16 protein-coding genes and 2 tRNA genes are annotated in these 21199 nt (G+C 40.4%); 7 read left to right on the top strand and 11 right to left on the bottom strand.

The window, feature by feature from the left end; all coding sequences use genetic code 11:
* Positions 1-117: 117 nt before the first annotated feature.
* From IQ228_RS02325 to IQ228_RS02310, 4 genes are all read left to right on the top strand, one after another.
* Entirely contained in the window at positions 118-1590 is a 1473-nt protein-coding gene (locus IQ228_RS02325) for a serine/threonine-protein kinase (protein ID WP_193962074.1), read from the top strand.
* Positions 1591-2247: 657 nt separating this feature from the next.
* Positions 2248-2321 (top strand) — tRNA-Asp (locus IQ228_RS02320).
* Between the two features lie 99 nt (positions 2322-2420).
* Entirely contained in the window at positions 2421-3863 is a 1443-nt protein-coding gene (gene gltX, locus IQ228_RS02315; RefSeq protein ID WP_193962073.1) for a glutamate--tRNA ligase, read from the top strand.
* Between the two features lie 130 nt (positions 3864-3993).
* Positions 3994-4476, top strand: a complete 483-nt coding sequence (locus IQ228_RS02310) for a hypothetical protein (RefSeq protein WP_193962072.1) — start codon at positions 3994-3996, stop codon at positions 4474-4476.
* A gap of 304 nt (positions 4477-4780) precedes the next feature.
* On the opposite strand, the gene IQ228_RS02305 is transcribed toward IQ228_RS02310, so the two are convergent.
* Both IQ228_RS02305 and IQ228_RS26355 read right to left on the bottom strand, forming a co-directional pair.
* Positions 4781-4960, bottom strand: coding sequence for a type II toxin-antitoxin system HicA family toxin (locus IQ228_RS02305; protein WP_039204393.1), 180 nt, complete (start codon positions 4958-4960; stop codon positions 4781-4783).
* Positions 4957-5295, bottom strand: a complete 339-nt coding sequence (locus tag IQ228_RS26355; protein ID WP_228043639.1) for a type II toxin-antitoxin system HicB family antitoxin — start codon at positions 5293-5295, stop codon at positions 4957-4959. The genes IQ228_RS02305 and IQ228_RS26355 overlap by 4 nt, the downstream gene beginning before the upstream one ends.
* Before the next feature lie 754 nt (positions 5296-6049).
* Here IQ228_RS26355 and ftsH2 point away from each other — a divergent pair.
* Entirely contained in the window at positions 6050-7936 is a 1887-nt protein-coding gene (ftsH2, locus tag IQ228_RS02295; RefSeq protein WP_027401898.1) for an ATP-dependent zinc metalloprotease FtsH2, read from the top strand.
* A gap of 246 nt (positions 7937-8182) precedes the next feature.
* Here the strand turns inward: ftsH2 and IQ228_RS02290 are convergent, their stop codons facing one another.
* From IQ228_RS02290 to IQ228_RS02260, 3 genes are all read right to left on the bottom strand, one after another.
* Positions 8183-12571, bottom strand: coding sequence for a DUF4347 domain-containing protein (locus IQ228_RS02290; RefSeq protein ID WP_228043638.1), 4389 nt, complete (start codon positions 12569-12571; stop codon positions 8183-8185).
* 262 nt (positions 12572-12833) lie between these two features.
* A complete protein-coding gene (gene cobQ, locus IQ228_RS02265; RefSeq protein ID WP_027401899.1) occupies positions 12834-14306 on the bottom strand; it encodes a cobyric acid synthase CobQ in 1473 nt (490 codons plus the stop codon).
* Positions 14307-14400: 94 nt separating this feature from the next.
* Positions 14401-14805 carry an Npun_F0494 family protein gene (locus tag IQ228_RS02260; RefSeq protein ID WP_027401900.1) on the bottom strand — a complete coding sequence of 135 codons (405 nt, stop codon included), beginning with the start codon at positions 14803-14805 and terminating at the stop codon, positions 14401-14403.
* Positions 14806-15390: 585 nt separating this feature from the next.
* Here IQ228_RS02260 and IQ228_RS02255 point away from each other — a divergent pair.
* Positions 15391-15828 (top strand): peroxiredoxin, encoded by a 438-nt coding sequence (locus tag IQ228_RS02255; RefSeq protein WP_027401901.1) that lies wholly within the window; start codon positions 15391-15393, stop codon positions 15826-15828.
* Positions 15829-15870: 42 nt separating this feature from the next.
* Here the strand turns inward: IQ228_RS02255 and IQ228_RS02250 are convergent, their stop codons facing one another.
* The 4 genes from IQ228_RS02250 to IQ228_RS02235 form a co-directional block, all read right to left on the bottom strand.
* Complete coding sequence (locus IQ228_RS02250; RefSeq protein WP_027401902.1) at positions 15871-16266, bottom strand: hypothetical protein; 396 nt, start codon at positions 16264-16266, stop codon at positions 15871-15873.
* A 21-nt stretch (positions 16267-16287) separates the two neighbouring features.
* Entirely contained in the window at positions 16288-17172 is an 885-nt protein-coding gene (locus IQ228_RS02245) for an ABC transporter permease (protein WP_027401903.1), read from the bottom strand.
* A 241-nt stretch (positions 17173-17413) separates the two neighbouring features.
* On the bottom strand, positions 17414-18757 hold the full coding sequence (locus IQ228_RS02240; RefSeq protein WP_027401904.1) for a hemolysin family protein: 1344 nt from the start codon (positions 18755-18757) through the stop codon (positions 17414-17416).
* Positions 18758-18811: 54 nt separating this feature from the next.
* On the bottom strand, positions 18812-19507 hold the full coding sequence (locus IQ228_RS02235; protein ID WP_027401905.1) for a hypothetical protein: 696 nt from the start codon (positions 19505-19507) through the stop codon (positions 18812-18814).
* Between the two features lie 240 nt (positions 19508-19747).
* On the opposite strand from IQ228_RS02235, the gene IQ228_RS02230 reads away from it, so the two are divergent.
* Positions 19748-19820, top strand: a tRNA-Ile gene (locus IQ228_RS02230).
* Positions 19821-20089: 269 nt separating this feature from the next.
* Here the strand turns inward: IQ228_RS02230 and IQ228_RS02225 are convergent.
* On the bottom strand, positions 20090-20404 hold the full coding sequence (locus IQ228_RS02225; RefSeq protein ID WP_370566797.1) for a cation transporting ATPase C-terminal domain-containing protein: 315 nt from the start codon (positions 20402-20404) through the stop codon (positions 20090-20092).
* 52 nt (positions 20405-20456) lie between these two features.
* On the bottom strand, positions 20457-21199 hold a 743-nt coding region (locus IQ228_RS02220; protein WP_193962070.1), incomplete at its 5' end, for an RNA-guided endonuclease TnpB family protein.

Here is a 21199-nt window from a genome sequence, read left to right as displayed (position 1 = left end):
TAAAGGTTATGTTACATCATGGGTACGTAAGGTATTTGATAGTTTCTTAAAAAGGGGTTTAGTTACAAGTAGTCGTCATTCAAAATCAATTTCATCTTGACTGTAGAGGTTATTAACGTGAATAATAGTCCATACCTACCTCCACAAAATCAGGAGTTGGTAGCCAACCGTTATCAAATTAAAACATTAATTGAAAGAGGTGGCATGGGTGAGGTATTTCTGGCAGAAGATATGCTGCTAGGAGGAACACCAGTAGCCATTAAGTTTTTATCTCAAACTATTATTGATACTCAAAGACAGGAAAGCTTTAACCGTGAAGCTCTTCTCAGTGCGGCTTTAAGCCAAAAAAGTGTGCATATTGTTCATGCTTATGATTATGGTGTAACTACTAATGGCAACCCATATTATGTCATGGAATATTTATCTGGACAAAGTTTGAAGGAATTAATTCCTCTGTCTATACCCATGTTTCTCAATCTAACTCGGCAAATTTGTTTAGGCTTAAAGTGCGCTCATCAAGGTGTCAATATTGATGGAAAAATTCAGCCATTAGTTCATAGAGATATTAAACCAGCTAATATTATTGTTACTCCAGATCCCATCTTAGGTAAATTAGTTAAAATATTGGATTTTGGCATCGCCAAATTTCTTAATAGTACAGAATCAATGATCACCAATGAAAAATGTTATGGAACTTTAGCATACTGTTCTCCTGAACAATTAGACGGTGGAGATATAGATAGTCGTTCTGATATTTATAGTTTAGGTGTAGTCATGTTTGAAATGTTGACAGGGCAAAAACCTTGGCAACCAGCAGCGCAAGGATTTGGGGCTTGGTATCAAGTACATTTATTTGCATCACCAAAACATATATCAGATATAAAACCCAGTCTCCAAGTTCCACAGGAACTCAATGATTTAATTATTAGTTGTTTAGCTAAAAAGCCAGGTCAACGTCCCCAAAATATGACGGAAATTCTCCAGGGTCTGGATAAAATAGAACAATCCTTGGAGCAAGCAGCTTTAAATTCAGGTTTGGGAAATTCTGAATTATCTCAAACCAAAATCATACTTGATCAACAATTTACTTGGCCTCAAAATAAGCCAACTCAAAAAATTGTTTTTCCTCAACTCATTAGTGAAAAAAAAGTATCTACAGCTTCTTTATGGATAATGTTACCAGAATTAGAAATTCAAAATTATGCCTATACTACACGCTACACTCGATTTATTTTTATTACACATCCCCATCCGATGTTGTTATGGATAACACTACTTTACGACCATGACCTTACCCCTAAGTGGCTACCATGTTACTTAGATATGCAAAATTCCCAAAATCTCAAATTGGTGTGGTCATTGGCGGAAAATGAGTCCTATTCCTTACTTTTCTTTACCTTAGAACCTTCACATTGCTGTACTAATATGTTCAGTATTAGTATTTCTCCCTTACAAACACAAAATCTGAAGAATTGGGTGCAACAAAGTCAGAGCATGAAAGCTTCTACGGAATTCGGAACCAGCAAAAGCTTGTTAAAGCAGCAATATGAATATATAAAATTAGAGATACTAAAGCAGTTAAAATCATGAACTTGTAGAATTTAGGCGCTGCATAAACCTATCCTGAGATAAATAAACGAAATTGAGTTGGTGCTTTTAGATAGAGAACTCCACAAAAAAGATGAACTGCTTGCAGCAGCGCCTCGCTATCCAATCTTGTGGTATGGGCATCTTGCCCGTTCTTGTATTATTAGCGGGCTTTTCGTCCCGCACCACAAGAAATTTTTGGGTATTTTTTTAATTGGAAGTATCTATAAGTAGTGAGACAAAATTAATTACACAATGTCATTGCGTAAGCGTTGCGGTAGCCATATGTAACGAAGTGAAATGAAGCAATTCCAATGGTTGTGATTGCTTCCCTTCCCTCGCAATGACTGTAAATATTTTTGTCCAATTACTTAAGAGTAAGCAACAAAATAAATGATCCTGTTTTGTCATGCTGAGTGTAGCGTTCGCGGAGCGTGGCGTTAGCCATAGCGAAACGAAGCATCTTTTGAGATTCTTCACTACACTTCGTTTCGTCATGCCTCTGGCACGCTGCGCGAACAGAATGACATTGGGCATTTCTTTTTGTGGAGTTCTCTTAATTTACCTTTAATTGCCTCTAAAAAAATCTTTTCTCAAACTACTTGACAAATATAAAAAGACTGGGCATAATAGTGAGAGTGCAAGTTAAGCAAAACGCAAGGGACTGTAGTTCAATTGGTTAGAGCACCGCCCTGTCACGGCGGAAGTTGCGGGTTCGAGCCCCGTCAGTCCCGTTCTAATATACTGAATATGAGACAAAAAGTTGATAAGGGAAACTCATAGGCTCTAATTTCAGTATGTGTAATCATGATTTGTAAAAGAGAGAATTAACTGTGACTGTCAGAGTTCGCATAGCTCCGAGTCCTACCGGAAATCTACATATTGGTACAGCGAGAACGGCTGTATTTAATTATTTGTTTGCTCGTCACCATGATGGCAAGTTTATTTTAAGAATCGAAGATACTGATTTAGAGCGATCGCGTCCAGAATACACAGATAATATTCTGGATGGACTTCGCTGGTTAGGATTGAATTGGGATGAAGGTCCATTTTTCCAATCTCAACGCCTCCATCTTTACAAAGAAGCGGTGCAAAAATTACTAGATCAAGGATTGGCTTACCGCTGCTACACCACATCTGAAGAATTAGACGCTTTGAGAGAAGGGCAAAAAGCCAGAGGAGAAGCACCCCGCTATGATAACCGTCACCGTCACCTCACCCCAGAACAAAGGGCTGAATTTGAAGCTCAAGGACGTTCTTCGGTAATTCGTTTCCAAATAGATGATAGCCGAGAAATTGTCTGGAATGATTTAGTCCGGGGGAAAATGAGTTGGCGGGGTAGCGATTTGGGTGGTGATATGGTGATTGCTCGCGCTGCTACTGATGGTACTGGTCAACCACTATATAATTTTGTGGTGGTTGTGGATGACATTGATATGCAGATTACTCATGTCATTCGTGGTGAAGACCATATCGCCAATACTGCTAAACAGATTTTGTTGTATGAAGCTTTAGGGGCAAAAATTCCCGAATTTGCCCATACGCCTTTAATTTTAAATCAGGAAGGGCGCAAACTATCGAAACGAGATGGAGTAACTTCCATTTGTGACTTTCAGGAAATGGGATTTACTGCGGAAGGTTTAGTCAATTATATGACTTTGCTAGGCTGGTCGCCAGCGGATTCTACTCAAGAAATTTTCAATTTAGAATCAGCAGCTAAGGATTTTGGCTTTGAGCGGGTAAATAAAGCTGGTGCTAAATTTGACTGGGATAAGTTGGATTGGTTAAATAGCCAATATCTCCATAATATGCCAGTTGATAAGCTGACAGATTTAGTTATTCCCTTCTGGTCAAAAGCTGGGTTTCAATTTAATGGTGGGAGAGAACGGACTTGGTTAGAGCAGCTAGTGGGGTTAATTGCTGCTAGTTTGACTCGGTTGGTGGATGCTGTGGACATGACCAAGGGATTTTTTACTGAGGGGGTAGAATTGACTGAGGAAGGCAGTCAACAATTACAGCAGGAGGGTGTCAAGACTGTGCTACAAGCAATTATTACAGCTTTAGAAAGTCAGCCAGAGTTATCAGCAGATATTGCCCAAAGTATAATTAAGCAAGTTGTGAAATCGGAAAATGTGAAAAAAGGCTTAGTGATGCGATCGCTCAGAGCCGCATTAACTGGGGATGTACATGGACCAGATTTAATTCAGTCTTGGTTACTACTTAATCAGATTGGTTTAGATAAATCCCGCTTAAATCAAGCAATTAGCAATAATTAATTACCGGGTATTGGGTCAGAATTTTCTGGAATTTTAAATTCTCCCAGCGGTACTCAAGTCTTTTATCTAAAGGAACTTGAGACCGTAAATTCATGTCTTCAAAGGTATTTAGCACTCTTCTATAATTGCAATGTCAAAAACAGCTTTTCCTACAGGAATCATAGTTGTACTCTGCGTTACAGCCGGGTTTAATCCAGTTGCTAATGCTCAAACAGCCGCGCCGATTTTTGGAGATGTGACTATTCAACATCCATTTTCTCCAGACCCTTTGACAGTGAGGGGAATGAGTGGTGGTTCAGTACCAGGAAGCAAAATAGCAGGAAAAGCAGAAACACCACCAACTGGCCCTTGTCAAGGATTTATGGATGAAGTACCAGACCATACCTTGAAACTTACCAGTAAATTTGACTATCTGAAATTAGTAGTCGAAAGTCCGGCGGACACCACCATGATTATTAAAGGACCTGGTGGAACTTGGTGCAATGATGACTTTAACGGTAAAAACCCCGGTATTGTTGGGGAATGGCTACCGGGTACTTATCAAATTTGGATTGGTTCTTACAAGGAAGATGAATCCCTACCTTATACATTGAAAATTACGGAAGGCAAGTAAATCATTAGACATCTTGTGAGAATTAAATGTGCGTGACTTGAAACCCTTGTAGAGATGTTACCTGGCTAGGGATTCTCGGCTCTACAATATTTTTCGGAGATGTCTAAGTAGGTTGGCGTTAAAAATTGGTAATTTCTGTACTAAGTTTTCACAAACACATTGCTAAAATTGATGTTTCCAGTCTGTATCCCAGCATTATAGCTAACCAACCTAATCCAATCATGGAAGAAGGTTGAACAGAGTGAAGAGGTTTTGGGCGATTTTACTTTTCTTTACACAAATTGGTTTTATTGTGTTCACCTACTTATTCGGCATTTAAGTTTTTAAGAATTTTCTGGGCTAAAAATTCCTTAATTTCTGTATGTCTTGGTACAGCCTCAATGACACCTGTTTGAGGATTAATCCATAAAGAATGAGAACCACCTTCTCGTTTTAGGTAACAACCTGCTTGTCTTAACTTTTTTTCTAATTCTTTACGTTTCATGGAATTAAAATAGTTTCTTCTATCGCATCTTCTGTGATTCCCCTGCGGATATCTGCCATACGATCTTCAATAATCAATTGAATGGCAAGTTTCAAGTTTTCTTTCGCTTCCTCAATGGTTTCACCTTGACCATTAGCACCAGAAATTTCTGGACAAATTGCCCAGTATCCTCCTTCCGCTGCTCTCTCAATGATGGCTGTTAACTCTGCTTTCATAGCAATTTCCACAAGAAGTCTACTATATTTTAAACGATGATTAAGTAGGTGAATGGAAAAAACCGAAATATGTAACGAAAAGTAAAGTTGCCCAAAACCTCTTCCCTGTTCCCTTGTCATAACGAGAATTTTTAACGCCAACCTACTTAGTTACAAGATCAGCGATGACACTATCACTAGGGTGTTAATTCTGAATCCCTTATCCCATAAAACTTCATGCACAAAATGTATCGCCATATTTTTATAAGAAAGTGCCTGGAACAGATGTTTTCTGTGTAAACTACGGTAACACCAATAATTTTTCGGACAATCCCTCCAAAAATACACAGAATTAATATGCTACACTATCGCCCATCAGGAAAAATCTCTCTAAGGGACTTCCAATTAAAAAAATACCCAAAAATTTCTTGTGGTGCGGGACGAATTGCCCGCTAATCATCAAGGACGGGCAGGATACCCATCCCACAAAATTGGGTAATTTATTTTTTGGTGTTCCCTAAAAATCTTACCTTCGCTTCTTCGTTTCTTTGTATTTCATTCTCCGTAACTCTTGCATTGTATTGAGCTTTAAAGCATGAATAATATAAATGAATTTGGTAGTCCTTTGCAGTCCAGCATAAAATTAGTATTAGGGATAGCAAAATATAAATTAGCCCCAAATCCTTACTGTGTCAGATTTTGGGAATATTTAACTTTTAATTTTTAATTTTTAATTGGTATTAGTATGAGAATTAGGTTAAATTTAATTAAGATTCTAGACAAACTTCATGAATCGGCCATAAGCAAACCGACGTTTTATGGCTCAAATTACAAAATGGATTTATGAACATCCGTTACAAAAGCAGTCATATTAGTATCTAGAGGCAAATTAAAGATGAAATTCTCTTGGAGAGTCGTAGCACTCTGGTCAGTGTTGGCTTTGGTAATCGGCTTTTTCTTCTGGCAAGGCGCTTTTGCAGGCGCTCCTGCGGAGACAGGTAAAAACGCTGCCAGCACCCGCATGACCTATGGGCGCTTTTTGGAATATTTGGATGCAGATCGTGTCACCAATGTAGACCTATACGATGGTGGTAGAACAGCAATTATTGAAGCTAATGACCAAGACATCGAAAACCGCACCCAACGCTGGCGGGTAGATTTGCCTGTGAATGCCCCAGAATTAATCCAAAAGCTGCGGGAGAAGCAAGTTAGTTTTGATGCTCATCCGATGCGAAATGATGGGGCAATCTGGGGACTTTTGGGTAATTTAGTTTTCCCTGTTTTATTGATTACTGGCTTGTTCTTTTTGTTCCGGCGCTCTAATAATCTTCCCGGTGGTCCTGGACAAGCGATGAATTTCGGTAAATCCCGCGCTCGTTTCCAAATGGAAGCGAAAACTGGGGTGAAGTTTGACGACGTAGCGGGAATTGAAGAAGCGAAGGAAGAATTACAAGAAGTTGTTACCTTCCTCAAGCAACCTGAGAAATTTACTGCTGTGGGCGCTCGCATTCCCAAGGGTGTACTATTGGTCGGACCTCCAGGAACTGGTAAAACTTTACTGGCAAAAGCGATCGCTGGTGAAGCTGGTGTACCTTTCTTCTCTATCTCCGGTTCGGAATTTGTGGAAATGTTTGTGGGTGTGGGTGCTTCCCGTGTCCGTGACTTGTTTAAAAAAGCCAAAGATAATGCTCCCTGTATCATCTTTATTGATGAAATTGACGCTGTGGGTCGTCAACGGGGTGCGGGTATTGGTGGTGGGAATGATGAACGGGAACAAACCCTCAACCAATTATTAACAGAAATGGATGGGTTTGAAGGCAATACTGGCATTATTATTATTGCTGCTACTAACCGTCCTGATGTCCTAGATGCTGCTTTGTTGCGTCCTGGTCGTTTTGATAGACAAGTAACTGTAGATGCACCAGACATGAAAGGTCGTTTGGAAGTACTACAAGTTCATGCTAGAAATAAGAAGTTAGACTCTAGCGTATCTTTAGACGCGATCGCTCGGCGGACTCCTGGATTTACCGGTGCAGATTTAGCTAACCTCCTCAACGAAGCGGCGATTCTCACAGCGAGAAGACGCAAAGAAGGCATCACTCTACTAGAAATTGATGATGCTGTTGATCGGGTAGTTGCTGGTATGGAAGGTACTCCCTTGATAGACAGCAAAAGTAAGCGTCTGATTGCTTACCATGAAATCGGCCACGCTTTGGTCGGAACTTTACTCAAAGACCATGACCCCGTGCAAAAAGTGACTCTGATTCCCAGAGGACAAGCTCAGGGTTTAACTTGGTTTACACCTAATGAGGAACAAGGTCTAATTAGCCGTTCTCAGCTAAAAGCCAGAATTACCGGGGCTTTGGGTGGTCGGGCTGCTGAAGAAGTAGTTTTTGGATCAGCGGAAGTCACCACCGGTGCGGGTGGAGATCTACAGCAGTTGTCAGGAATGGCACGACAAATGGTAACTCGATTTGGGATGTCTGATTTGGGTCCTTTATCTTTGGAAAGCCAACAGGGTGAAGTGTTCCTCGGTCGTGACTGGACAACCCGTTCTGAGTATTCTGAAGCGATCGCTTGTCGTATTGATGGTCAAGTCAGAATGATTGTGGAAGAATGCTATACCAACGCCAAGAAGATCATGCGTGATCATCGTAGTCTCGCCGACCGTTTGGTTGATTTGTTGATTGAGAAAGAAACCATTAATGGCGACGAACTTCGGCAAATTGTGGCTGAGTACGCGGAAGTCCCTGATAAGTCTCAGTTTGTTCCCATGCTATAAGGGTTGATTTTGAATCAATCAGATCCCCGACTTCTTAAAGAAGTCGGGGATCTTGTCGTTTTATTATTATTGCAAGATAGTTCTTCCTTATCGCCTTCATGATAACATTTTAAAACTTGTTTGTCAATACCATAAATCTCTTTTTTTCGGTTGGCGTTTTTGCGTTTTTTAGCGAAACATCATGGGCTGATGATGTAAATCAGGAAGACAGAGAATTGATTCCCTGTCTTCTAGCTAAAGTTCGTTTTAATTGAACAAGAAATTACCACCAAAGAGGTTGATATTCGCATTGGCGCTGGTAAATCCAGATGTCCCTGATAAGGTCACTAATAACTGACCAGTACCAAAACCAGTATTACCACCAATCCCATCACCAACTCTTACTAATGTAGAAGTACCTAATGTAATCACATCAAAATTGGCAATACCTGTAAAGTTCAGTTTATCGCCACCGACACCGCGCACAAATTGGTAAATTGTATCCGTACCATCACCAAAAGCGTAGTTAACGTTATCTACAACATTATCGTTTAAACCCAAATACAGGCTATCATTACCAATTCCACCAATGAGGGTATCTGCACCAGTTACTCCATTTAAGTAATCATTACCATCTCCACCTGTGAGAATGTTAGCTGCTATATTTCCCGTAATACTATTATTGAGGCTGTTACCTGTACCGTTAATTGCGTCTATTCCGGTCAGGTTCAAGTTTTCTAGGTTGGTAGTTAGGGTGTAAGTTACACCACTGAAAACGTTATCTATTCCTTCATTGATATTTTCTATGATGGTATCTGCTACATTATCTACATAATAGGAATCGTTACCTATACCACCAATGAGGGTATCTGCACCAGCGCCACCATTGAGGATATCATTACCAGCACCACCGGTGAGAATATTTGCGGCTATATTACCTGCAATGCTATTATTGAGGCTGTTACCTGTACCGTTAATCGCGTCTATTCTGGTCAGAGTCAGGTTTTCTACGTTGGCGGTTAGAGTGTAACTGATAGTGCTGGAAACGCTGTCTGTTCCTTCATTGATATTTTCTATGATGGTATCTGCTACATTATCCACATAATAGGAATCGTTACCTATACCACCAATGAGGGTATCCGCACCAGCGCCACCATTAAGAGTGTTGTTGCCAGTATTACCGATGAGGGTATTATTGAGGGTGTTACCTGTACCGTTAATAGAAGCTGTACCAGTTAAGGTGAGGTTTTCTAAGTTGGCTTTTAATGTCCAAGTGATAGAAGATTCAACTGTATCTATTCCACCATTTAAACTTTCAGCAATGACATCTCCCACATTGTCTACCACATAAGTGTCATTGCCACTACCGCCGATTAATAAATCTGCACCTGTTCCCCCGTTCAGAGTGTCATTACCGTCTCCACCACTTAAATCATCGTTTCCTGTACCACCTTTAACCCAATCATTACCAGTAGTACCTAAAAAGCTGACTGTACCTGCAAAGCTAGTTAAATCAAAGCGTTCAAACCCGAATACTGTTGTCCCTGGAATATCTAATTGATTGGTGGTGTTATTGGCATCTATAGAGATAAGATCATTAACTGTTCCTCCGGTGATGATCAGGGTATCTGTGCCATTACCACCTTTGATGGTGTCGTTTTGTTGTAAATTGGCAAAGGTGCTGGTGATGGTGTCTTCTCCATAGTCAGCATCTATGATATCTTGTTGGGCTGTGGTGGTAAAGCTTTCGTTATCGTTAAGGTCAGTGACTCCAATGGTTAGTTGTTTCTCGAAGGATAACCCACCCTGGTCTGTGGTTTTGACTCTAATGCCATAACTGTTTTTGGCTTCAAAGTCAAATACAGAGTTGGTTTTGAGTTGATTATTGGTAATGGTAAATACACTATTATCAGTTGCACCTGTTCCTGATACTAAACTATAGGTAAAGGTGTTTGCTGTATCTGGGTCTGTGGTGGTGAGATTACCAACTACTGTACCAATGGCTTGGTTTTCAGCAATTGTGGTATTAGAAAGAGTTAGATTAGTAGGGGTTTCGTTAACGTTGCTGACTCCAATAGTTAATTGTTTTTCAAAAGATAACCCACCTTGGTCTGTGGTTTGGACGCGAACGCTGTAACTGTTTTTGGTTTCGTAGTCAAATACAGAGTTGGTGGTAAGTTGATTATTGGTAATGGTGAATAAACTATTATCAGTTGCACCTGTTCCGGTGACTAAGCTATAGGTAAATGTGTTTGCTGTATCTGGGTCTGTGGTGGTGAGATTACCAACTACTGTACCAATGGCTTGGTTTTCGGCAACTGTACTGGTGGAGAGAGTGAGATTAGTAGGGGCTTGGTTATTAAACTTACTCACATCAATAATCCTTAAGCCATCAGAACCAGCAGCAATATAGGCGTAGTTGCCCACTACCTGAATACCAGAATAACCAATGCCCGGTGTACTATATTCATCTTTGAGGGTGGGAGCAGTGGGATTGCTGATGTCGATTATTTTTAGCTTAAATCCATCGGTGAAATAAGCGTAGTTGCCCACCACTTCTACATCCCCAGCAAACATTTCAGAATTGTAATTGCCTTTGAGGGTGGGAGCAGTGGGATTGCTGATGTCGATTATTTTCAGTCCTGAAAAATTATCCTTGACATAGGCGTAGTTGCCCACTACTTGCACACCCACAGCAAATCCATAATCAGGATCATAATTATAAGAACCTTTGAGGATAGGAGCAGTGGGATTGCTGATGTCAATTATTTGTAGTCCTAAAGAACCAGAAGCTACATAAGCGTAGTTGCCCACTACTTGTACACCCTGAGCATTACCAGAAGTATCGTAATTGCCCTTAAGGATAGGGGTTGTGGGGTTACTGATGTCGATTATTTGTAGTCCTGATTCAGCATCAGCGACATAAGCATAGTTACCAACTACTTGCACACCATAAGCCGCACCAGAAGTATCATAATTGCCTTTGAGAGTGGGAGCAGTAGGGTTGCTGATGTCAATTATTTGTAGTCCTTTGTCATAATCAGCGATATAGATATAGGCATAGTTACCCACTACGTTCACAACAAGAGCCGCGCCAGAAGTATCATAATAACCCTTGATGGTGGGAGCAGCAGGATTGCTGATATCAATGATTTTTAGTCCTGACATATAATCAGCGACATAGGCATAATTTCCTACTACTTGTACATCTATAGAATAGCTACTAGTATCATATTTGCTCTTGAGAACAGGGGTTGTGGGAGTGCTGATATCAATAATTTGCAGTCCTGCACCATCATTCATGTAGGCGTAGTTGCCCACTACTTGTACATCATTAGTAGAGTAAATACTGCTATAATTTCCCTTCAGGATAGGTGTTGTGGGGTTGCTGATGTCGATGATTTGTAGTCCTGAATAATTATCAGCCACATAGGCGTAGTTGCCTACCACTTGCACACCCAGAGCAAATCCAGGAGTATCATAATTGCCCTTGAGGATGGGAGCAGTGGGATTGCTGATGTCGATGATTTGTAGTCCTGATTCACCAGAACCTACATAAGCGTAGTTGCCCACTACTTGTACGCCAAAAGCCCTGCTAGAAATATCATATTTACCTTTGAGAGTAGGGGTTGTGGGATTGCTAATATCGATTATTTTTAGTCCTAAATTATTAGAGCCATAACTATCAGTGATATAAGCGTAGTTGCCCACTACTTGCACATCCACAGCAGAACCAGTATAATAATTTCCTATGAGAGTGGGAGCATCAGGATTGCTGAGATCAATGATTTTTAGTCCTGCATATCCTCCTGAATCAGAGACATAGGCGTAGTTACCTACTACTTGTACGCTCGAAGCATAAGCATAATCACCATAAACATAAGAACTTTTGAGGATGGGAGCAGTGGGGTTGCTGAGATCAATAATTGTCAAGCCAGGACCTCCCACATAAGCGTAGTTACCTACTATTTGTATAGCTGCACCATCAATATCGTAACTTCCCTTGAAAATCGGGTTACTAGGATTACTAATATCAATAATCTCCAGCACATCTCCCACAGCGTAGGCATAATTTCCTACCACCGTCACATCACCAACCCCACTTAAACGATCCCACACTCCTACTAATGTAGGTGCAAATACTCCCTGATAGGTGTTTAAGGTGTCTGCATAAAAAACAAGAGATGTCCCATGATTTTCAGGAATATTAACCTCTAATTCCCAATTTCCCCCTAAAGCTGCATTTCCCGTTTTTGTTGCGGACGCGCTAATGGTTGCGTTGGTAATCTCATGTAACTTTCTAATAAACTCTTCCCCAGCATCCCCCGCAGCGACATTACAACCATAGAGTAAAATGTTCTCGCTTTGCCAATGCGGCAATAATTCAGCATATTTACTGATATTATCTAAATTCAGTTGACCATTTCCTAAATACAAACATCCTGGAGAACCGTGAGAAACGATGTGAATGGTGGTTATTTGGGGATGTTGTTGTAAAAATTCCGTAATTTCCTCAATTCCGTTTTGATTTGGGTCAAGAATAACTGTTTCTACACCCTCTATAACTCCTGTTTGTAGGGTTTGATAGTCGGAAACAGAAGCATCAATAAAGACAACTGTTGTCGCGGTTTGACTGAGGAAAGAGTTATTTAACATATTTTTAAATTCCGCACCTGATAACGAAGTGTAGTTTCTGATTGCATTGTGGGTTGTAGGGGTTTAGCAATGCTAAACCCCTACCGTATCTTTGCCAATTCTAATCCAGATATGCTTAAATAGCGATAAGATAGTAGTAGATTTAACTTATCAATAAAACCGTGATTTCTCGGATACAAAACACATATAGATAAAAAAAGGGGTATTATCACCCCTTATTAGCAATAATTCAGTTTTTAAATTAAATGCCAAGCATCTTAATTTATATAAACGGTGTTAAATCTAAATGTTCTTCAATTTGAGTGGCTAAAGAATCTAACATTTGTTCTCGCTGTTCTTTGTAGTTAGCCACACCTGTGGGTAAAGATTTCAAACCCCGTTGTTGCCGGAGACGATTTACCCAAGCTCGTCGCCAAGGACCATTATCAAAAATTCCATGTAGATAAGTTCCCCAAACTGATTGACAACTATCTACTAACCCTAAATTAGCATCATCGAATAAAGGCTGACAGGATTTTTGATCTGCTGGGTTTTCTATGCGCGAGCGCCCTTGGTGAATTTCAAACCCAGTCACAGGTAAACCCGCTTGGGGATAATTAGAAGTAACTTGACGCTGACGGGCAGTTTTTTGACCAGTAATTACTGTTTTCATGGGTAATAAACTTAACCCTGGATATTTACCAACTTGTCCTTCCATGCCTTCTGGATCAGCTATAGATTGTCCCAACATTTGAAAACCGCCACAAATGCCTAAAACCGTGCCACCAGAAGCCGCATAGTTTTGAATTGCTTCCGCCATACCGCTTTTTTGCAAGGTAATTAAATCGGCAATGGTGGTTTTTGTTCCTGGGATAATTACTGCATCTGGATGTCCTAAACTTTGCTTAGGATGTAAGTATTTGACTGTGACTGATGGTTCTGATTCCAAGGGGTCAAAATCGGTGAAATTGGCAATTCTGGGTAAACGAATCACCGCAATATTTAGTTCAGAATTAGCTTTTGCGGGTTTGCGTTCTAGTAAATCTAGGGAGTCTTCCGCTGGGAAAACCTGTTCTAAATAGGGAATCACGCCGACAACTGGTATCCCTGTGCGTTCTTCTAACCATTTAATTCCGGGTTCGAGAATTGAGCGCTGTCCCCGAAATTTGTTAATGACAACTCCTTTAATTAAGGCGCGTTCGTCTGGATCTAATAGTTCTAATGTGCCAATGACATGAGCAAATGCTCCACCTCTATCAATATCAACTACTAAAAGTGTGGGTGCATTCAAGTGTTTTGCCACCCGCATATTCGTGAGGTCTTTGTGTTTTAGATTAATTTCGGCGGGACTACCAGCACCTTCACAAACGAGGGCATCAAACTCTGTAGATAGGTATTGTAGACATTCTTTGATGGTCTGCCAACCAATCTCAAAATATTGTTCGTAATAATCTGTGGCGCTGACTTTACCTATGGCTTTACCTTTGAGGATAATTTGGGATGTCATATCCCCTTGAGGTTTTAGTAAAATTGGGTTCATTTCTACTAGGGGGGCTATTCCCGCCGCCCAAGCTTGCACTGCTTGAGCATAGCCTATTTCGCCACCACTGGCGGTAACATAGGCGTTTAAAGCCATATTTTGACCTTTAAAGGGAGATACTCGCCAGCCCCTTCGGGAAAGAATCCGACAAATAGCTGTGGTTATGAGTGATTTCCCTGCGTGGGATGTTGTTCCCACTACCATGATTGATTTCATTTTTAACTATATTTTAGTATTAACATGAGGCAGAGCCTCAGCGTTGGCATTCCTAGCCGGAGGCTAGGAACGAGGTAAGGACAATTAATTTCGGTCAAAAGGGTAAACGTAACCAACGAGTTATAAAATCATTGTAGCGATCGCTCAGGGAAGGATTAGGCAATTTCTGATCTTTTAACTTGACAATCAATTGATGACCCAAGGGAGTTAGGCGAAAACTGTCTGTAATACCTTGACCATCAACTTCTCGCCGCAATACTCCCACATCAATTAACCAGGCTAAAGCGTTTTCACAGGTCAATTCTGATAAGGGTTGCTTGGTGTAATTTTGCTGAGTTCCTTTCTCCATTGCTATAGCACCGAGTTGGATACTTTGGCTAGTCATGGCTATAAACAAATTCAAGTTAAAGGGGGAACAGGTTAGCGATCGCTCCGCTCTTTCTAGGGCTTTGCTAGTATAAACTAAAGGTTTAAGGTTTGAGGAATCCACAGTAGGCATTTTTCTTACTCTAAGTTGGGCTTTTTGTCAATGCTTTGAAAATAAATACCTCTTTGGCAGAATATTCGGTAAGCAAGTTATTTAAATATTGTAAATTATAAGGAAGAACGCCGAAAACCCTTGAAAATGTGGGTGACTCAGGAAGCCACATTTGGGCTTTAGACAAGGGATGAAGGCTAGTACCGCAAGGCGGAAGTCAAAAGTCAAAAGTCAAAAGTCAAAATGAAGACAGTATAGGCTTTTGGAGGATTTAGAATGGTTGGTTTATTTACGCCGTTTTGTACTAGAGGCAGGATAAATCCTGCATTGATTTTAATCCATATTCGTGATACAACTAGATTGTCACTAAAGACATAAAAAGCTACCGAGGGACTCTCGGAAAGTTACGCTTGTCAGATATGATTTCGCCCGCCAGGTCCAACGAAATCAGGGCAAGAACCCAAATATTTAAGGCAATGCCTGAACCTGGGATAACTGAGGGATATAGACTGAAACTCTCTATAGAATCTCCGCGTCTTTAGACCGGAGAGTGTCAATGTAAAATTTTGATTGCATGAATATTTTTTAAACAGGATAAGGTGAATTATGCCTCTAGCAGTTGGTACAGACGCACCTGCATTTACCACTACAGACACTAACGGCAATCCAGTTTCATTGTCTGATTTTGCTGGTAAAACAGTGGTTCTCTACTTTTATCCCAAAGATGACACACCAGGTTGCACTAAACAAGCTTGCAGTTTCCGCGATGCTCAGTCAGACTATACAAGTAAAGGTATCGTCGTCTTAGGTGTGAGTGCTGATGATGAAGTAGCCCACCAAGCATTTACTTCCAAATATAATCTGAATTTCCCTTTATTAGTTGATACCAACAAAAGCATCATTACAGCTTATGATGTTGATGGTGGTGGTTACGCCAAGCGTGTTACCTACATCATTGATGGTGATGGCAAAATCATTGATGTTGATACTGCTGTTAACACTACTACCCAAGCTAGTGATGTTTTAGCAAAACTGGGACTTTAATCATTAACTCCGTAGGGGCGCAGGGTCTGCGCCCAGTATTTCCTATTTAACGGGTAATTTACCTGATGATGGTAAAATCTGTAAAGGCAAGAGGTTTTGTCCAGGGATAATGGCAGAAGTGCCTGGATTTTGTTGTAGTTGAGGTTGAAGAAGTTTCTGTTGTTCTGCCTTAAATGCGGCTATGGCTGGATCTAACTGTTGGTTTTGTTGTTCCGCATTCCATTGGGTATTGCTCATTTGCAATGAGTGCATGAGACTGAGGGGGTTGAAATCTGAGCCATTACCAGATAAGGTATTGCTATTGCGATCGCTTTCCAAAGTCCCAAAAGGTTGATTAGGATCAGCTAAGGTGGGTGATACTCCTAACAGAGAAGCGAAACTCATGCCGGCGATAGTGGCAACAATAATTTTGCGAACTGGTAAAAATGGACTTTTCATGAAATTTCCCCTTATATATTTTTAAGCAAGACTGCGGCGTAGTTGAGGTTGAATACTCAATAAAGCCACTATTGCAAAACCGAGTAATACTAACAACGCTACCCCAAAGGTAACATCACCCCAAAAGGCGTGCATAACGATATCATTTAATCCCCAATTGCTGTGTAAATACAAATAGCGAATGGGTTCGATTGCATAGCTAAGAGGGTTGACTGTGGCGATAACCTGCAACCAACCGGGCATGAAAGATAAGGGTGCTAAGGCTGTACTGGCAAATAATAATGGTAAGTTAGTTACAAAAATCACGGCGATAAGTTCAATGTGTCCGGGTAATGCAAAGGCTAAACCTAAAGAAATAGCGGTGACACCTAAAGCTAGGAGAAAGACAATGAGAGCGATCGCACATAATCCTGTAATATCAGGTAAACCAGCCCCTAAAAATGCCGCTGCTGCCACAATTACCGCTGCTTGGAGTAAACTTTGGCTAATAATAAAAATAGCAGAAGCAAAAACAATTGAAAAGCGGGAAGCTAGAGGTGCAACCAGCAAGCGATTTAAAAAGCCAAATTCTCTATCAAACATCACAGGTAAGCCGGCATTTAACGCCCCAGCAAAAGCAGTAAATACTATCACACCTGCTGCTAAAAATTGTCCGTAATTTGTCGTACTACCAAACAAACCTTTGGGAGCATTTTGGAATAAAGCCCCAAACAGAACTAACCACATAACAGGCTGAATAATCCCAGCTATCAGGCTAGAGGGACGACGTTGAAGTTGAATAAATAGACGACGAGTTAAAGCAAAAGTTTCTTGAACAATTTCTGCCAAGAAGTTGGAGTTTGTATTCACCACTACATTAGATGCGGTGAGTTCTTGCCAATTCATCACTGCTTTATCATTATTCATAGGAAGTGCTACCGTTAAAATGTATGCAAGAATTTAGGAGGTAGGGGCGCAGGGACTGCGCCCAGTCAGGAGTCTACGAGTCAAAATGAAGAATATTTTTCTCTTGTGTTTTCTGTTGGCGCAAACATTCTGAATTCTGAAAAATGTATCAATTATGAACATCTCTGTAGTTTTTAATTAGCAAAGAATATTCATAATTCTTAATACTATATTATAACCAATATCCAATAATATCTTTCGGTTAAGCTAAAATTCTAATTTGGATTTGGTGAAGACGCGGACCAGTCACAGAGATAACAGTAAATTCAAGATTGTCATAATGAAATATCTCACCTTTGTTGGGGATTTTTTGGCATTGATAGAGCAAAAACCCGCCCAAAGTTTGATATTCTCTAATTAAAGGTAAATTGAGATGTAGGATTTGATTAACTTCTTCTAAATTAATTTGCGCTTGCACCAAAAATGTCTGCTTGTCTACCATTTGAATCAGTAAATCATTGGTACTGTCAAGTCCGCCAGCATGACCAATAATTTCTGCAATAATATCTTGAATAGTTACCAGTCCCACAGTTCCCCCAAATTCATTCACCACCATCACCATAGCGGGCTTCTCTTGCTGCATCATTGGCAAAAGTTCACTTAAAAGCGTTGGTTCTGGTACAAATCGAGGTGGACGCATCCAAGGCTGGATTTGTGTTTCTGGTGTGATTTTTCCTAACGCCAAAGGTTGTGCTAAATCTTGAAAGTACACTATACCGCGAATATCGTCTAAAGATTCACCAATAATAGGATAGCGAGAGTGACCAGTGGTGGCTATTTCCTGAAGTAAGGTTTGAAAACTCGCAGTTATGGGGATACCAATAATGCTAGTGCGAGGAATCATGATATCTTCAGCGGTAATATCCCCAAATTCAAAGACATTATTTAAAAGTTCTCGTTCAGCATTTTCTAAACCCGTAGATTCTCGTTCTGTAGAGATAATTAATTGTAACTCTTCCGGGGTAACAGGCGGTCGCCAACTTTGACCCGTGTATTCAATCCCAAACAATCTTAATAGCCAATGGGTTGATTGATTAAGAACCCAGATAAAGGGACTAAAAAACCGGACTATAGATTTAACAGATGGTCCCAAAAATCTAGCTAGGTGTTCTGAGTATAACATAGCCACTGATTTTGGACACAATTCTCCTAGAACAATTTGTAAGTAAGCAATAGCAAAAAAGGCAATGGGGACTGATAAAGAATGAGCGAGTAAGTAATTAATTCTCACACTTAACGGCCAGGAATCGAGCCATTTTTCTACCAATACAGCAATTGTACTTTCGCCAATCCAACCTAGCGCCAAACTAGAAAGGGTAATACCTAGTTGGGCTGTAGATAGTAGTCTATCAATACTACGTTGTAATGTTTCCACTGCGATCGCTCGAATATCACCGGCTTGTACCAACTGTTGAATCCGAGTTCGTCGCACCGTCACCATTGAAAACTCCGCCGTCACAAAAAAGGCATTGATAGCAATTAGCACTAGCACGCTACACAATCGCAGTCCTGTATCTGTCCAACTTAAAGTAGAAAAAGCACTCACTGTCTAAGATAGTGTAGAATTTGACAACTGGAGCAGAAAATCCCAAATCGAATCTTAATTATCTTTCTCTACAGGAATATCAGACAATTGTAACTTGAGTTTTTGAGCCGGATAATCAGTTAAAGATAAAGATATCTGCTTGACATCATCAAGTAAAGCGGTAGGAATGCTGATTGTACCTTTAAATTCTGCACCTTTTGCGGGCAGTTCTGCGGGTAAACCTTCGGTAATTGCACTCAAAGTTCTGCCTTTATCATCAGTAATATCTAAAAAGCTATAGAGAAACCGCACAGACTCGCCACCTTTATTCTGCATATTCACTTTTAGTAGTAAATCACCACCGGAATAGCGGATAGATTTTACAGACATGGTAACACCTTCACTTTCAGCCGTTACAGGAAATCCTGGTTGAGAAGTCTCCTCGACGACGGGTGTTTCCTTTGGTTGCGGCTTGGTAACTTTAATCTCTTCTTCTTCTGATTTGTCTGGTTTATTACCCTTTTTTTTGTCGTTAATTCGTGATTTCACGGTTTCGAGAATATCTTCTTCTTTTAAGAAAGCTACACTTTCCTCCTGGGGGTTATTAGCCTTGTTGCTGTTAAGTTTAGTCACAGGACGACCATCTGGTGTAGTGACACCTTTAAGTGCCATACTCCCCAAGGTAAAGCCCAAAAAACCACTTGCAGAACCGGCACCCAACATCAGAGTTAACAAAATTAAAGTTAGTAGTACAGTAGTATTTATTTTCATTAGGAAATAGAAATTTAGATTTAGTTACTATATATGCTAATGGGGATTTTTGAATTTGGCATTTCCAATTCTAGCAAAACTTACCTCCCTACAGTCCTACAAGGAAGAAAAATCGGGAATTGTTCTTGATGATTGTTTATAGGTTGCCAAATTATGATACGATGGTGTAATGTGGTTGAAGTGAAGTCATAAAATAAATGACTAAGCTTGAAATTACAAGGTCAAAATCCAAGTAAATAAGCGCCTTTGGCCGATTGGGGAGGCAACGAACTCATAATTCGTCTTCAGGCTGGTTCGATTCCAGCAGGGCGCACTTTAAAAGGAGTCAGGAGTCAGGAGTAAAACTGACTAGATATCTGGCTTTAAATTTAGCTCCTGTACCGTATGGCTGACGCTCACGAAAGCCTCATTAATCTGAATTCTGCTGCAATACTACTCGGTTAAGGCTAAAACTTTCTTATATCGTAGGTTGGGTTGACGTAAGGAAACCCAACAAAAACCCTGATAATGTTGGGTTTCACTTCGTTCTACCCAACCTACAAAAACTCTTAACCGAACAGTATTGAATTCTGCTGTATCTTTTTAAAACTTGATGCGACTGTAAAAAATACCCTTAACAATTTCCGCAGCGGTGACGTAAAGGGCGACTATTGCCATTAAAATGAGGACAAAACTCAAAGGTAAGGCTTGAAACCCCAGGACAGAGGCTAGGGGAGTATAGGGAATAATTAATGTAATGATAGCGATCGCTATTGTCGCACCAAACAGGTATGGACTGGGTTTACTGTGAAAAATAGATTGACGGGTACGAATTACCAACACAATCATAGATGCAGAAATGACCGATTCCATAAACCAACCCGTCCTAAATTGTGCTGAGTCAGCGTGTAATAAGATTTAATAACAAGGTGAGAGTTTGACACTCCCCGGTCTAAAGACGCGGGGATTCTTAATCGAATAATTGTAAAGACAACTGCTCGAATAATATCCGCTTTTCAGGTATTACCTTAGATGTACGGTTCTTGCCCTGATCCTGTTTGCCATTACTGGCAGAATCATCTCTGACAAGCGTAACTTTCCCGCAGTCCGCAGGTAGGTTTTTAATGTCTTTGCTGACAAATTTTAAATTAGCTCTTCGTAAAATTGTCCGGGAGGCTTGAGTATCAGCATGGTCAATATGACCGCAGTTTTCACAAATGAACTTTTCGCCATCTCTGTTAGCTTTACTAATATGATGACAAGCCGAACATTCTTGAGAAGTAAATTTAGGATTAACGGATAATACTGGCTTACCAGACTTCAATGCCAGCCAAGCGATTTTAGAAAATAAGTCACCCCAACTGGCATCAGAAATAGAGCGATTTAATCCACGTTTTGCAGATTGACCATTAGCCATAAATCGTCCTTGCTGCTTTTTGGGTTGGCAACGGGACTTCATAGCCTTAACATTTAGATCCTCTTGGACAATTGCCTCAGCGGTGTTAACAACTTTATTGGCTGCTTTCCATTGATGATCATTTCGCTTATCTGCAATCTTTTTATGTAGCTTGGCAACTATTTTCCCGGCTTTTTTGCGATTATTAGAACCCTTGATTTTGCGGTTAACTCGGCGCTGTCTGATTCTTAATTGACGGCGGACTTTTTTATTAGTTGCAAATTGAGGATTTTCAATAAACGAACCATCCGACAAAG

The sequence above is a fragment of the Dolichospermum sp. LEGE 00246 genome, assembly GCF_015207865.1.
GTDB lineage: Bacteria > Cyanobacteriota > Cyanobacteriia > Cyanobacteriales > Nostocaceae > Dolichospermum > Dolichospermum heterosporum.
This window is presented reverse-complemented; position numbering and strand designations above follow the sequence as displayed.

What these genes read in the sequence shown, in the direction of transcription:
- IQ228_RS02310 (WP_193962072.1), top strand. Translation starts at nt 3,994, where the DNA reads ATGTCAAAAACAGCTTTTCCTACAGGAATCATAGTTGTACTCTGCGTT.
- IQ228_RS02305 (WP_039204393.1), bottom strand. Translation starts at nt 4,960, where the DNA reads ATGAAACGTAAAGAATTAGAAAAAAAGTTAAGACAAGCAGGTTGTTAC.
- IQ228_RS26355 (WP_228043639.1), bottom strand. Translation starts at nt 5,295, where the DNA reads ATGACAAGGGAACAGGGAAGAGGTTTTGGGCAACTTTACTTTTCGTTA.
- ftsH2 (WP_027401898.1), top strand. Translation starts at nt 6,050, where the DNA reads ATGAAATTCTCTTGGAGAGTCGTAGCACTCTGGTCAGTGTTGGCTTTG.
- IQ228_RS02290 (WP_228043638.1), bottom strand. Translation starts at nt 12,571, where the DNA reads ATGTTAAATAACTCTTTCCTCAGTCAAACCGCGACAACAGTTGTCTTT.
- cobQ (WP_027401899.1), bottom strand. Translation starts at nt 14,306, where the DNA reads ATGAAATCAATCATGGTAGTGGGAACAACATCCCACGCAGGGAAATCA.
- IQ228_RS02260 (WP_027401900.1), bottom strand. Translation starts at nt 14,805, where the DNA reads ATGCCTACTGTGGATTCCTCAAACCTTAAACCTTTAGTTTATACTAGC.
- IQ228_RS02255 (WP_027401901.1), top strand. Translation starts at nt 15,391, where the DNA reads ATGCCTCTAGCAGTTGGTACAGACGCACCTGCATTTACCACTACAGAC.
- IQ228_RS02250 (WP_027401902.1), bottom strand. Translation starts at nt 16,266, where the DNA reads ATGAAAAGTCCATTTTTACCAGTTCGCAAAATTATTGTTGCCACTATC.
- IQ228_RS02245 (WP_027401903.1), bottom strand. Translation starts at nt 17,172, where the DNA reads ATGAATAATGATAAAGCAGTGATGAATTGGCAAGAACTCACCGCATCT.
- IQ228_RS02235 (WP_027401905.1), bottom strand. Translation starts at nt 19,507, where the DNA reads ATGAAAATAAATACTACTGTACTACTAACTTTAATTTTGTTAACTCTG.